The organism is Candidatus Palauibacter soopunensis (assembly GCF_947581735.1).
GTDB classification, from domain to species: Bacteria; Gemmatimonadota; Gemmatimonadetes; order Palauibacterales; family Palauibacteraceae; genus Palauibacter; species Palauibacter soopunensis.
Map to the genome: position 1 here is coordinate 345,997 of NZ_CANPVT010000002.1, position 13,412 is coordinate 359,408.

Annotated in this window: 10 protein-coding genes and 1 pseudogene; 3 read left to right on the plus strand and 8 right to left on the minus strand. The window is 71.5% G+C overall.

What is annotated here, in order from left to right; genetic code table 11:
* Positions 1-2: 2 nt before the first annotated feature.
* The 5 genes and pseudogenes from RN901_RS01790 to RN901_RS01810 form a co-directional block, all read right to left on the minus strand.
* Entirely contained in the window at positions 3-1,724 is a 1,722-nt protein-coding gene (locus RN901_RS01790) for a CocE/NonD family hydrolase (protein WP_310755196.1), read from the minus strand.
* Between the two features lies 1 nt (position 1,725).
* Positions 1,726-2,109, minus strand: a pseudogene (locus RN901_RS01795) (redoxin domain-containing protein); the annotation flags it as partial.
* Positions 2,110-2,121: 12 nt separating this feature from the next.
* Positions 2,122-2,376, minus strand: coding sequence for a hypothetical protein (locus tag RN901_RS01800; protein ID WP_310755198.1), 255 nt, complete (start codon positions 2,374-2,376; stop codon positions 2,122-2,124).
* Between the two features lie 40 nt (positions 2,377-2,416).
* Positions 2,417-4,015 (minus strand): carboxylesterase family protein, encoded by a 1,599-nt coding sequence (locus tag RN901_RS01805; RefSeq protein ID WP_310755200.1) that lies wholly within the window; start codon positions 4,013-4,015, stop codon positions 2,417-2,419.
* 14 nt (positions 4,016-4,029) lie between these two features.
* Positions 4,030-4,371 carry an MGMT family protein gene (locus RN901_RS01810; protein ID WP_310755202.1) on the minus strand — a complete coding sequence of 114 codons (342 nt, stop codon included), beginning with the start codon at positions 4,369-4,371 and terminating at the stop codon, positions 4,030-4,032.
* Here RN901_RS01810 and RN901_RS01815 point away from each other — a divergent pair.
* The 3 genes from RN901_RS01815 to RN901_RS01825 are packed head-to-tail and all read left to right on the plus strand — an operon-like array spanning position 4,370 to position 7,990.
* A complete protein-coding gene (locus RN901_RS01815) occupies positions 4,370-6,376 on the plus strand; it encodes a CocE/NonD family hydrolase (RefSeq protein ID WP_310755204.1) in 2,007 nt (668 codons plus the stop codon). The genes RN901_RS01810 and RN901_RS01815 overlap by 2 nt on opposite strands.
* A complete protein-coding gene (locus RN901_RS01820) occupies positions 6,373-6,837 on the plus strand; it encodes a hypothetical protein (RefSeq protein WP_310755205.1) in 465 nt (154 codons plus the stop codon). The genes RN901_RS01815 and RN901_RS01820 overlap by 4 nt, the downstream gene beginning before the upstream one ends.
* A gap of 25 nt (positions 6,838-6,862) precedes the next feature.
* Positions 6,863-7,990 carry a PLP-dependent transferase gene (locus tag RN901_RS01825; RefSeq protein WP_310755207.1) on the plus strand — a complete coding sequence of 376 codons (1,128 nt, stop codon included), beginning with the start codon at positions 6,863-6,865 and terminating at the stop codon, positions 7,988-7,990.
* A 66-nt stretch (positions 7,991-8,056) separates the two neighbouring features.
* On the opposite strand, the gene RN901_RS01830 is transcribed toward RN901_RS01825, so the two are convergent.
* From RN901_RS01830 to RN901_RS01840, 3 genes are read right to left on the minus strand one after another with little or no spacing between them, the layout of a single operon-like run.
* Positions 8,057-11,773, minus strand: a complete 3,717-nt coding sequence (locus RN901_RS01830; RefSeq protein ID WP_310755209.1) for a 2Fe-2S iron-sulfur cluster-binding protein — start codon at positions 11,771-11,773, stop codon at positions 8,057-8,059.
* Positions 11,770-12,105 (minus strand): sarcosine oxidase subunit delta, encoded by a 336-nt coding sequence (locus RN901_RS01835; protein ID WP_310755211.1) that lies wholly within the window; start codon positions 12,103-12,105, stop codon positions 11,770-11,772. Before RN901_RS01835 ends, RN901_RS01830 begins: the two co-directional genes overlap by 4 nt.
* Positions 12,106-12,112: 7 nt before the next feature.
* Complete coding sequence (locus tag RN901_RS01840) at positions 12,113-13,411, minus strand: FAD-dependent oxidoreductase (protein WP_310755213.1); 1,299 nt, start codon at positions 13,409-13,411, stop codon at positions 12,113-12,115.
* Position 13,412: the final 1 nt, after the last annotated feature.

Genomic DNA, 13,412 nt, shown 5'->3' on the forward strand with positions numbered 1-13,412 from the left:
GTTCAGCCGGGCGCCGCCGCCGCGACGGGAAGCCGCACGCACGAAGGATATGCGGCGGTGTGCAGGACCGTGTTCCGCGCCGTCCGCATGCGCGTGCCCGTCCCCACGTCCTCCCCCGTGTTGAGGTTGCGGCTGAAGCGGGGGAAGCAACTGCTCGTGATCTGAAGCCTGATCCGGTGGCCGGCCCGGAACACGTGGCTCATCGGATAGAGCCGGATCCGGAACTCGGTGGCTTCGTTCGGCTCCAGAAGCTCCGTCCGGTCCAACCCCCCTCGATATCGCGCGCGCAGGATCCCCTCTGTGAATACGAATGATCCTCCCGCCGGATCGACGTCCGTCACCCGCGCCACGAAGTCCGTGTCGCGCGCCGAAGATTCAGCGTAGAGCACGACCTCGACCGGCCCCGTGACCTCGAGATCGTCCTCCAGAACCCGCGAGGTGTAGACGAGCACGTCGGGCCGCCGCTCGAGCGGCGCCTGCTCGACGGGGCCGCCCCGCATCGGCGTCTCGGCGTGGGTCGTGATCAGCCGGGAAGAGAGATTGCCCCCGAGTGAGGGCGCCGGATCGCGCGGATCGTACTCGAAGCGGTCCGGCGGCTCGTCCCCGGGAGGCTCCGGATCGAGCCGGGCGTCGTCGCCCCGGTTCGCGCGCCCGCGGCTGTGCAGATACCAGGGCACTTCCTCCGTCCCCGGCGGCGGCCACTCCGCGCCCTCCCGCCACCGGTTGGCGCCCGTCGTGAACCAGCGCAGCGGCGGGTCTTCGCCGATCCCGTCGTCCACGCCGCGAAGCTGCCAGTCGAACCAGCGCCGCTCCTCCTCCCGCACATCCACCCAGGCGTCCGGGCCGAAGTCGAGGTCCCCGACCGTCCTCGTCTCCGGGACCTCGTGCGACCAGGGCCCGAGCAGGCTCCGGCTCTGCGTGCGGGCGCGCGGGGTCGCCGCCCCCGACATCCCCTCGTGGATGCGAAGCAGGGACCCCGGATACGCGTCGTACCACCCGCCCTGCTGAAACACCGGCGCCGTGACGCGGTCGTATTGGTCCGTGACCCTGAGGCGCCGCCAGTACTCGTCCCGCGTCGGGTGTTCCAGCCACTCCCGCCAGTAGGGGATCTTCCGTCCGATCGCGCGCTCGTCCATCTCGATGAGCGGCAGATGGGCCCAGAACTTCGGGTTCTGAAACAGGCGCGCGGCCTGCGGGCCGGTCACGATGGCGAGGTTCGTCTCCCAGATCACGGCCGCTGCGAGCGAGAGGAGCAACTGGAAAGCCCCGCCCAGGTAGTGACAGTCGCCGAAGTGGTCGTCGCAGATCACGTGCGACGCCATGCAGGTGAGGTGCGGGCTGCCGAGCGGCGCGCTGAGCCACTGCGTGAGCCCGCCGTAGCTGCGCCCCCACATCCCGATCTTCCCGTCGCACCACGCCTGCCCCGCCACCCACTCCAGCGTGTCGTGCCCGTCCTCGATCTCGGGGAGATACGCGTGGAACACGCCCTCGGACTGGAACCGGCCGCGACAGTCCTGGACCACGAACGCGTACCCGCGCTCGGCCCACCAGACGCCGTTGTCGATGAACACGTCCCGGCCGCTTTCGTACGGCGTCCGGGTCAGGATGGTGGGGAAGGGACCTCCGGAAGCGGGCAGATAGACATCCGCCGAAAGCCGCACCCCGTCCCGCATCCGCCCCCGCACCCCATGCAGCAGCCGCACCTCCCGCGGGGATTCGGGCACGCTAGGTCGGGATGGCGGCGAGGACCTCGGACGGTTCGGCGCGCGCCGTGTAGTCGGGGTCGGCGGAGGCGTAGACGATGGTTCCGTCGCGGTCGATGACGAAGGTGGACGTGAGCGGGAGTTCCCAGGACTCGTCGCCGTTGAAGCGGGCGAGGTCGATGCCGAGCCCGTCGCGGTACAGGGTGCGCAGCTCTCCGTCGACGGTGAACGTCAGGCCGTAGTCGCGCGCCACGCCGAGCCCGAAGTCGAGGAGGACGTCGAACTCGATGCCGTCTTCCTCGATCCAGCCGCGGGCGAACTCCGGGAGCTGCGGGGAGAGCGTGACGAGACGGCCCCCCTTCGCCCTGATCTCTGGGAGAACCGATTGAAGAGCAGCCTGCTCCTCGCGGCAGTACGGTCACCAGCGGCCCCGGAAGAAGCTGAGCACCACGGGCCCCCGCTTGAGGAGCGTCGCGAGCCGGACCGTGGGGCCGGCCACGCTCGGGCGGGCGAAGAGCGGCGCCCGGTCGCCCACGCCCGGGACTCGGTCGAGGATGCCGGAACTCCGCAGCGCCTCCGTGCCCGCGGCCATGACCTCCGTCGCGGCGGCGGGACGCGCGGCCTCCTTCTCTGCGCGGATCCCGGCGAGTCGCCGGTTGAGCGGCCCGCTCACCGCGGTGCTCCCCTGAGTCCTCCCGTGGCTCGCCGACGCATCACGGCGTGCCGGCGCGCAGGCGCCGCTCCCAGAAGTCGAGTTGGGCCGTGCGGAGTTCGCTTCCCGCCTCGACCGTCGGCCCCAGCACGAGATGGGCCTCGGAGTCGCGCGTGTAGGCCGGCCACGGCGGCAGCCCGGGACCGTTCGGATCGCCGTTCGCGGCGAAGTTGACCCAGTAGGAGGACATCGTCTCCGCCAACCGGCGGTCCACCGCTTCCCGTTCGCCTGGACCGACGTTGCCGAAGGCGTACACGATCTCGGCCGCGTGGTACGACTTGAGATAGTCCTTCGCGGGCCCCGGCGGCTCGTGCGTGAAGTAGTAGAGCCACGCATCCGCGCCGGCGGCTTCCGACGCCCGCGCCCACGTCCGCATCTGGATGCCGAACAGGGCGTCGCCCCGGCTTCGCATGAAGGCGTCGAAGATCTCGCCCTCCTCCTTCACGGGGTAGGCGGCGTCGAAGCTCTCCGCATCGTCGCCGACACGGCCCGCGACCCACTCGCGCCACGCGTCGAGCGTCTCCGGCACGGATCTCGGGGACGAGAGGGAGGTCATCTCATCGGCGTTGAACCCGACGAGCACCGGGACGTTGTTGTGTGCGCCCCCGGCGAACGCCGTCGTCACGTCCGTCGGCAGCACCCAGCCGTCCACGTTCTCCGCCGTCCTGAAGCCGCGCCCGGCCGGCGTCTCGAGCCCCGCCATCACGCTCGCGGCGGAGAGCCGCCGCATGTCCTCCAGCGTCTCCGCCCCGAGCGCCCCGAAGAACGCCGCGCCGATCTCCTCCGCGGAGCGTCCGCCCTCCGGCGCCTCCGAAAGGCGCATCATGGGCCCGAACCGCCCCCCGCTCTGCCCGATGGCGCGGTGGAAGAGTCCCGCCGCCAGCGGCGTCGCCATCAGCGTGTTCACGCTCCACGAGCCGGCCGACTCGCCGAAAATCGTCACGCGGTCCGGGTCGCCGCCGAAGCTCGCGATGTTGTCGCGCACCCACTCGAGCGCGGCGACCTGGTCGAGGACCCCGTAGTTGCCGGACGATCTGTGTTCGGATTCGGCCGTGAGGAGCGGGTGCGAGAGGTAGCCGAACGGTCCGAGCCGGTAGTTGATCGTGACCACGACCGCGCCCTTCTCCGCCAGTGCCGTCCCGTCGTAGATGCCGGTGGAGCCGGACCCCCGCGTGAGCGCGCCCCCGTGGATCCAGACCATGACCGGCCGCCGCTCCGAGGCGTCGGCGGCTCCGGTCCAGACGTTCAAGTACAGGCAATCCTCCGCCGTCGGGGCGGGGGGACCTCCGAAGAACGAGCCCGCGCCGTAGGGGGTCTGCATGCACTCCGGCCCGAAGCTCTGCGCGCGCAGCGTCCGCCGCCCCCACGCTTCGACCGGCTGGGGCGGCTTCCAGCGCCGGTCCCCCACGGGCGGCGCCGCGAAGGGAATCCCCTTGTAGGAGCGAATCCCGTCGACGAGGAGGCCGTCGACGTTCCCGCTGGCGGTCTCGACGCGGGTCTGCTGCGCGAGCAGCGGCGCCCTGAAGCCACCGACGGCCAGGGCGACGAGCAGGACGCGGGCCAAAGTGCGAACCGGATGAGCGCGAGAGTCACGACGCATGCGAGGCTCCGGAATCAGGAGGGAGGCGAGGGGCTGGCCGGGGGCGGCATCTCCCCGTTCCAGCGGAAACGCTTGAGCGAGATGCGTCCCCACTTGTCGAATTCCACCCCTTCGTTGGCCAGCAACTGGTACTGGATCATCTCGGAGTACGAGTCGCCGCGGGGGCTGATCTCGCCGCGCGCGTTGATCACCCGGTGCCAGGGCAGCGGCCGGTCGGAGGCATAGAGCGCGTAACCCACGAGACGGGCCTGTCCGCCGAGTCCGGCGAGCTGCGCGACCTGCCCGTAGGTGGCGACGCGACCGGCGGGAATCCGGGCGACGACGTTGCAGATGCGCTCGTGGAGGTCCGAAGCCATGGTGGTCGTCACTCGCTACGTGGCCGGGGGTCGTGTCATCTTCGAGAACAGTTTCGAACGCGTGAATCTTGGGGAGTGGGAACCGATGGACAATTCTCGGCCGGGCCGCGTCTTCGCATTGGCCGTAGCGCTCGCCGCCTGTTCCGGAGGCGGAGACGCGCCCGCGACGCGGGTCGCCGACGGCGGAAGCATGCCGGAAGGATCCGCCGCCCTCGACCGCTTCGCGCAGGACCCGGACGATCCCTCCGCGGCCCCCGAACCGACGTTCGAGGTGCGGGTCGAGACGGACCTCATGGTCCCGATGCGGGATGGGGTTCGCCTCGCGACGGACCTCTATCTGCCGGTCGAGTCCGCCGACCGCGGCGACCGCCTGCCCGTCGTCATGATCCGGCTGCCGTACGACAAGGCGTCCTATCGGGCCGGCGCGATCTCTCCGGCGCGGTTCTTCGCGGGACACGGATACGCCGTCGTCGTCCAGGACGTGCGCGGCAAGTACGCGTCGGAAGGGGACTATCTCCTGTCCGCGGCGGACCGCGAGGACGGTTACGACGCCGTCGAGTGGGCCTCGACCCAGCCCTGGTCGAACGGGAAGGTCGGAACCTTCGGCTGCTCCTACCTCGGGGAGAACCAGACGCAACTCATGGCGCAGCGCCACCCGGCGCACGCCGCCGCCATCCCGCTCGCGGCCGGCGGGGCGGTCGGCTCGGCCGGCGGACGGTACGGCTACTTCGGCATCTTCGAGGGAGGCGCCTTCGGGCTCTCCGCGAGCTTCGGCTGGTTCCGCGGCAACGGCCGGAAGCGGCCGGGGGGCGAGCCGCCGCCGCAGGTCGAGATGTTCGCCGCGCTCCGCGAGCTACCCACCGTCGACCTCATGCGGAAGTACGGCCCGCCCGACCGGGACACGGACTGGGAAGAGGTCATGAGCACGCCGCTCGCCGACGAATGGTGGGACGGACTCGGATACCTGAGCGACGCCGACCGGTTCGACACGCCGGCGCTCCACGTGAACTCGTGGTACGACCTCGGCGCCAACGAGACGCTCCAGCAGTGGCGGATGATGCAGGACAACGCGGTGAGCGACCGCGGCGGCGCGCACCAGTACGCCATCCTCTCTCCCACCAGCCACTGCATGTCCGAGCGCGCCACGGAAAACACCGTGGTCGGGGACGTCGACTTCGGCGACGCCCGCCTGCCGTACCGTTCCCTCTATCTCGCCTGGTTCGACCACTGGCTGAAGGGCGTGGACAACGGGGTCACCGACATCCCCCGGGTCCACTACTACGTGATGGGCCGGAACGAATGGGCGTCCGCCGACACCTGGCCGCCCCCCGGGGCCGAGATGACCCGCCTCTATCTCCGCAGCGAGGGCAACGCGAACACGCGGCTCGGCGACGGCGTCCTGTCCACGGAGGCCCCCGGCGAGGAACCCGCGGACCGGTTCGTCTACGACCCCGCGGACCCCGTCCCCTCCCGCGGCGGATCCGTCTGCTGCACCGGGAACCCGGATGACCAGCCCGGCGCGTTCGACCAGTCGGACATCGAGGAACGCGAGGACGTCCTCGTGTACACCGGCGATCCGGTCGGCGACGGCGGCCTCGAGATCGCGGGCCCGCTCGAGGCGCGGCTCTACGTGAGTTCGAGCGCCCCGGACACCGACTTCACCGTGAAGCTCCTCGACGTGCATCCCGACGGACGGGCCATCAACATCGTCGAGGGCATCATGCGGGCGCGCTACCGGGACGGATACGAGGAACCCGCGATGATGGAGGAGGGACAGGTCTATCCCGTCCGGGTGGACCTCCATTCCGTGGCGCACCGGTTCGCGCCCGGCCACCGCGTGCGGATCGAGGTCTCGAGTTCCAACTTCCCCCGCTTCGACCGCAACCTGAACACGGGCGGCAACAACTATGACGAGACGGAATGGGAGGTCGCGGAAAACGTGATCCACCACGCCGGAGACCGGGCATCGCACATCGTCCTGCCCGTCATGGAGAGGGACGGATGACCGACTCCGGATCGCCCCCGGGCTACCGTCCCAACCTCGACGAGGCGGTCGAGACGTGGTCGAGCATGAACGACGCCTCGATCCTGCGCAGCGTCGCCGCCGTCATCCTGGGGTTCGTGGTGCTGACGCTGGGCTCGGTGCTCGCCGGCCGGCTGATGCTGTCGCTGTTCGGCGTCGAACCGGAGATGGCTCCGGGCGCCGCGTTCATCTTCACGAGCCTGGGCGTGCGCCTCGCGGTCACCGTTCTGGCGGGCTTCCTCGCGGCCCTCGCCGCCCCGCGCGCGCCGCGGCTCCATGCGGTTGTCCTGGCGGCGATTCTCGTCTTCTTCAGCCTCGCCTCGCTCGCCGGCCTCTCGGCGTCCGGCGACCCGTACGGGCCCGCATGGTACCCCATCGTGATGCTCGTCATCGGCCCCGTCGGCGTCCTCATCGGCGGTGCCCTCCGAGCCGGACGACGCTGATCCGGTGCCCCCGGAAAGGTCGGAAATGCGAATCGAAACGCTGGCGGTGAAGACGGGCATGGACCCGGACGCGACGAGTCGGGCGATCGCGCCCCCGATCACGCTCTCGACCACCTTCGAGCGCGGGGAGGACGGGTCGTACCCCGGCGGGTTCGACTACTCCCGCAGCGGGAATCCGAACCGGGCCTTGCTGGAGGCGGCGCTCGCCGCGCTGGAGGGCGGGCCGGAAGCCGTCGCGTTCCCCTCGGGGATGGCGGCGACGTTCGCCGTCATCTTCTCGCTCGCGCCGGGGGATCACGTCGTCGCCGCGGACGACGCGTACTACGGGACCGGCGTTCTCCTGCGGGACTCGTTCGCCGAGCGCGGCATCGAGGCGAGCTTCGTCGACATGACCGACCTCGACGCCGTCCGCGCCGCCATGCGGCCGAACACCCGCCTCGTGTGGATGGAGACGCCGTCGAACCCGCTCATCCGCATCTCCGACATCGAGGCGCTCGCCGGCATCGCCCGGGAGGGCGGGGCGATCTCGTGCTGCGACAACACGTGGGCGACGCCGCTCCTGCAGCGGCCGCTGGATTTCGGCGTGGATCTCGTCATGCACTCCACGACCAAGTACTTCGGCGGCCACAGCGACGTGACCGGCGGCGCGGTCATCGTGCGCGAGCCGGGCGGGACGCTCGATGCACTGCGGAAGATCCAGAAGGACGGCGGCCTCGTGCCGTCGCCCTTCGACGCCTGGCTCACGAGGCGCGGCCTGGAGTCGCTCGCCGCGCGCATGGCCCTGCACTGCGCCAACGCCATGGAGCTTGCCCGCTTCCTCGACGCCCACCCGCGCGTCGAGCGGGTCCACTATCCGGGCCTGGAGAACGATGCCGGGCACGCCCTCGCCGCGCGTCAGATGTCCGGCTTCGGCGGCATGCTGTCCTTCGACGTCGCGGGCGGCCAGGAAGAGGCGTTCGCGGTCGCGGCCCACGTGAAGGTCATCGCCCGCGCCACGAGTCTCGGGGGGACCCACTCCCTCATCGAGCACCGGGCGTCCGTCGAAGGTCCGACGACCCGAGCTCCGGAGAACCTGCTCCGCATGTCCGTCGGCCTCGAACACATCGACGATCTGAAGGAGGATCTGGACCGGGCCCTCTCCGCCGCCTCCTGAGCTCCTCGCCCAACGGGCTCGGCGGCCGTGCCCCGCAGCCGCCCGAAGCGTTCCCGCGGGAACGTTTCAGCTTTCCAGCGCGTGAATCCAGTCGGTGAACACCCGCTCGCCGGCTGGGCGCAGCCCGGCGTGGCGACCCGATTCGAGGAGCGCTTCGACGAAGGCCTGTGCGTACCCGCGGCTGAAGGCGATCAGGACGGCGTCGTCCCGCCAGGTGACGACTTGGCAGGGGACATGGAGGACGGGCCCCTGGGTCAGGAATGGGCGCGCGCGCACCGGGTTGAGGAGGTCGAGATCGGTGACGCTCTCCAGTACCTCCTGAACGGAGTCTCCGAGCAGCGCGAGCCAGCAGTGCGAGTCGGTCGTGTCCGTGTAATGCGGACTGTCCGGCATGGCCGGGGGTGCGCCCGGTCCGACGTGCCAGATCGAGGCTTGGGTCCCGTTCATGCGGTTGATCATCAGCCCGTCGCGGACCTGGACGTCTCCCGGCGTGCGCGGCACGTCGAGGCCGAATGGCTGCACGGCCCGGATGTTGCGGTGCTGGGCGTCCCAGCGTGTGCGGTGGCTGAGGTCGATGAGGCAGGCCTGGCGCAGGGCGTCGGTGGAGGCGCGGTCGGTTTCGTAGTCGAGCACCACGTTCCAGCCGGCCCGGCGCTCGGTGCGGGCGGGCGCGGCGTCGAAGCGGACCGGAGACCGGCGATGGGCCGCGGGCGCCGGCTGCGATGACGCCTCGCCGGACCGGCGCGGGCGCCCTTCGGGGGCGATCCGCAGGCGCTGCCCCTTCGGATCGTAGAAGTGGGGAGGCACCACGGTGGCGGTCGAACGCACGGTCCGCCGGCCCGGCGACTCGTACAGGTCGAGCGAACGGCCCCGCTCCGCCAACCGGTCCTCGACGAGCGCGAGTCCGTACTGCCAGCCCAGCGTCGCGCTGTGCCGCGTCGTGCAGACGAAGCCGGCGATCCGCTCCCCGTCCACGACGAGCGCCCCGTCCTCGGGCCGGTGGGCGATGTCGCCGTCGTCGATCCGGAGTCCGACGAGCTTCAGCCGCCCGGCCTGTTCCTCGCAGTGGCGCAGCGCCGCGGCGCCCACCTTGCCGGAGGCCAGGTCTTCGCGGTCCCAGAGCCAGCCCATGCCGATGTCGAGGAGCGTGACGCGCTGCTCGGACTCCGTCCCGATGATCACGTGTCCCTTCTCGGCCCGCAGGCAGTTCTGCGCTTCCAGCCCGAACGGCCGGATGCCGTACTCCGCCCCGGCCTCCCACAACAGATCCCACACGTACCGGGCACAGCTCGCGCGCACGTGCAGTTCATAGGACAACTCGCCGACGAACCCGAGGCGCAGGCACCGCGCCGCCACGCCGTCTCCCACCTCGATCTCGCGGCAGCCGAGGTACGGGAACGCCTCGTCCGAGAGGTCCGCGCCCGTGATCTTCTCCAGCACCCGCCGCGCGTTCGGCCCGGCCACGTTGATGGAGGCGAGGGCGTCGGTGAGGTTCACGAGGTTGTAGTCCCACCCGTCGTACCGCGTGTGGAAACGGAGCCACTCGACCGTGGTCCCCGCCCGGTTCGAACTCGTCGTGAAGTAGAACTCGTCCTCGCCCGTCCGCACGACGACGCCGTCGTCGATGATGTTGCCCGTGTCGTTGCACATCGCCGAGTACGCGCAGCGGCCGGGCCGGGCCCGCGTCATGTCGGAGACGTAGGCGCGTTGGAGGGCGCGCAGGGCGTCGGGTCCCCAGATCCGGAACTTTCCCAGCGGCGAGCTGTCGAGGAGGCCGACGTTCTCGCGCACGTTGCGGATCTCTTCCAGGCACTCCCGATCCTCGCTGAAGTAGCGCGCCCGCTGCCACGGCCCCGCCCGTCGGAACACGGCGCCCCGCGACGCCTGGTCGTCGTGGAGCGGGGTCCGCTTGTGGATGTCGTGGTTCGGGCCGGCGAGCGTCGCGAGGGAGGGGGGGATGACCGGCGGGCGCACCGTGGTGGCGGCGAAGCTGCCCACCGGCCGCCCCGCGATCTCGGCCATCGCCATGGCGAGGTTCTGGCCCGGCACACGGTACTGCCCGGGGCCGAGTCCGAAGTTCCCGAAGCGCTTCGCGAGTTCGGGCACGTCGAAGGCGTAGGCGGCGCACTGGGCCGCGTTCTTCCACGTGCCGTCCTCGTCGAAATCGAGGAACGCCTTGCGGCCGGGGGCGAGACGCCGTCCGGCGGCGGGTCCGCGGACGATCGAGGAGCCCCGGGCGGGCCCCGGCAGGTCGGCCAGGCGCGCGCGCTCCCGGGTCAGCGCCCCCGCGACGTCGGTGCCACACGCCGCGGCGGCCTCGAGCCCGGCGATCCGTCCGGAACCGGTGAGCGCCTCGAGATCGGTGAGCCGAAGAACACCGCCCGCGGCGAACACGTCGGGCGGGAGGCGCTCGAGCTCGAAGGTCCGGGTGCGTTCGCCGTGGCGGAACCGCGCGCCGGCGCATGAGAGGACCCCGATGTCCGGTTGCCGCCCCGCGCTCGCCACCAGCAGGTCGCACGCCACGCGCAGCGCGTCGCCCGCCCCGCCACCCCCGGCGCCGCTCCCCGCCCGCGCCGCCACCTCTACGCCCCGCACCCGGCCTCGCCCACGCACCCGGGTCGCGGCCCATCCCGGCCGGAAGTCGATCCCCGCGGCCGAGAGGGCGTCTACCAGCTCCGGGTCGTGCCCTTCGCGCCGGGCGTCGGCGACGACGCGGATGTCCACACCCAAGGCCGCCAGATCCGCGGCCGCCTCGAGCCCGAGGTCGTCGCCCACGCTGAAGGCGGCGGCCGCGCCCGGCCGGACGCCATAGGTCCGCGCGAGCCGAATCGCCGTATCGACCTGCATCACGCCCGGACGGTCGTTGTGCTCGAACACGAGCGGCCGCTCGATCGATCCCGTCGCGACCACGATCGTCCGCGCGCGACACTCCCAATGCACTTCCCGTGGTCCCCGGTCGAACGGCATCGTCGCGGAGCCGCCCGCGGTGGCGCCGCCGGCCGCGCGCTCCGCCCCGCCGTGCTGAAAGCCCGTGAGCAGGTTCTCGCCCCAGATCCCTGTGACCGGCGCGTGCCGGACCACGCGGATCGAGTCCGTCCCTTCGACCTGCGTGACGAGTGCCGATACGTCATCGGCCAGCGGGCGACCGTCCCGCACGCGCCAGTCGAGGTGCCCACCGAGCCACGGCCGCCGCTCGAACAGGCACACCCGCAGGCCGCGCCGTCCGGCCTCGAGCGCCGCCGACAGCCCCGCCGGGCCGCCGCCGACCACCGCCACGTCCGCGTGCAGATAGCGCTCCGCCCGCTCCCCCGCGTCCGCCCGCTCCGCCGCGTCCAGCCTCAACACGCCCAGGCCGGCCAGCGCCCGCATCCGCTCCTGGAAGAACCGGGCGGCCCACGCGGGCCGGTGGAAGAGCCGGTAGTAGAAACCCGCCGGCATGAACCGGTCGAGCCGGTCCAGGAAACCGAACGCGTCGAACCGCGGGTCGCCGCGCACGTTCTGCGCTCCGACCTCCATCCCCTCGCGCAGCGGCGCCGTCCCCGCCGACTGGTTCGGCACGCCGTCGATCGAGACGAGCTGGCTCGACCCTTCCCCCTCCAGGTCGTACAGGCCCCGTGGCCGGTGATACTCGAAGCTCCGGCCGAAGGTGCGGATCCCCGCCCCCCAGAGGGCCGAGGCGACCGTGTCTCCCTCGAACCCCTCCAGCGCGCGCCCGCACCAGCGGAAATCGAGCGGGCGCGAACGGTCGAGGCGCTCCGTCGAAGAGGGCGGCAGCCGGCTCACGACGGATCTCCCCCGCTCGCCTCATTCTCGCCCGCGTCGCCGCCGCCGGGCCGCGTCTCCCGGTTCGTGGCCGGGTCGCGCCAGGTCGAAAACCAGACGCCGCAGCCGGCCCCGTGGTGCCACCACTCCTCGTGCGGCTCCAGGCGGTTCATGCGGAACTGCGCCCACCGGAAGTGCGCCTCGGCGGCGGCCCCGGGATCCGATCCGGCCGCCGGATCCGGGTCGGCCGCGGGCTCCGCCTCCGCCGGCCTCGGCCCCCGCTCCGGTCCCCCGTACGTGAACTCGTACACGTCGCGCTTCCCGCACACCGGGCACGTCAACCGGAACGTCACGGCACCGTCAGTCCCACTGCCCGTACTTCATGGTCGTGGCCGTCTCCCCCATGTACCGGTTCTCGAGGAAGCGGCGCAGGGCGAACGGGCGCAGGATGTCCGGCGCCTCCTCGCGCGCCATGAATTCGGCCATGTACCTGCCCGCCACGGGCCCGGACTTGAAGCCGAAGTATCCCCAGCCCACGTCCAGGTAGAGCCCCTCGTGGGCGAAGTTGCCGTCGAGGATGGGCGCCATGTCCGGCGTCATGTCCGCGAGCCCCGCCCACACGCGCAGAAACCGCACGCCCTTCAGGCACGGCATGAAATCCGTCAGCGACTCCGCCTGATGCTTGAAGTAGCCCGCCGTGACATCCGTCGTGTAGTTCACCTGCGGGTCCATGTGCGCGCCGGTCGCGATCTCCCCCTTCAGCGTCTGGTTCGCGTAGACGTGGTACGCCCCGGAACTCACGACGTGGTGCAGGAACGGCTTCAGCGGCTGCGTGACCATCGCCTGGATCGTGAGCGGGTTCACGGGCAGTTCGATGTCGAGCATCGCCGCGACCGCCGGCCCGTAGCCGCCCGCCATGATCCCGAGCTTCCGGCACCCGATCGGCCCCGCGCTCGTCCGCACGCCCGTCACGCGCCCGCCCTCGGTGTCGATCCCCCGGACCTCGACGCCCTGGTGGATGGCGGCCCCGTGCTGGCTGGCGCCCCGGGCCAGTCCCCACACCACCGCGTCGTGCCGCACGACGCCCCCGGGCGGGTGGTACATGCCGGCCTGGATCGGGTGCGCGGGCCGGTCCGACACGTCGAGCGCCGGGACCAGTTCCTTGCACTGCTGCGGATCCAACAGTTCCGAGCGCACCCCGCAGAAGTTCGCCGTGTTGATGGAGAGCCGGAACGCGGCTACTGCCGCCTCGCTGTGCGCGAGGTTGACGTTGCCGCAGTTGTGGAACATGAGGTTGAAGTCGAGTTCGTCCGTGAGGATGGGCCACAGCTTCAGGCCCTCGTCATAGAGGGGGACGTTCTCCTGCGTGCGCTGGTTCGCCCGCACGATCGCGGTGTTTCGCCCGGATCCCCCGAACCCGATGTACTCGCTCTCGAGCACGGCGATGTCCCGGACGCCGTGGTCTTTCGCGAGATAGTAGGCCGTGGCGAGCCCGTGGATGCCGCCCCCGATGATCACGACGTCGTAGTGGCGGCGTAGCGGCCGCTCCTCCCACAGGCGCCCGGACCGGAAGACGCCCGCCCCGAGTGCGGATTTCAGTCGCCCCGGCGGGCTGGCAGCCCGAGGGACACGCTCCGCTGCCTTCGAGCGGCGCTGCATC

What these genes read in the sequence shown, in the direction of transcription:
- RN901_RS01815 (WP_310755204.1), top strand. Translation starts at nt 4,370, where the DNA reads ATGGTGGTCGTCACTCGCTACGTGGCCGGGGGTCGTGTCATCTTCGAG.
- RN901_RS01840 (WP_310755213.1), bottom strand. Translation starts at nt 13,411, where the DNA reads ATGCAGCGCCGCTCGAAGGCAGCGGAGCGTGTCCCTCGGGCTGCCAGC.
- RN901_RS01825 (WP_310755207.1), top strand. Translation starts at nt 6,863, where the DNA reads ATGCGAATCGAAACGCTGGCGGTGAAGACGGGCATGGACCCGGACGCG.
- RN901_RS01805 (WP_310755200.1), bottom strand. Translation starts at nt 4,015, where the DNA reads ATGCGTCGTGACTCTCGCGCTCATCCGGTTCGCACTTTGGCCCGCGTC.
- RN901_RS01810 (WP_310755202.1), bottom strand. Translation starts at nt 4,371, where the DNA reads ATGGCTTCGGACCTCCACGAGCGCATCTGCAACGTCGTCGCCCGGATT.
- RN901_RS01820 (WP_310755205.1), top strand. Translation starts at nt 6,373, where the DNA reads ATGACCGACTCCGGATCGCCCCCGGGCTACCGTCCCAACCTCGACGAG.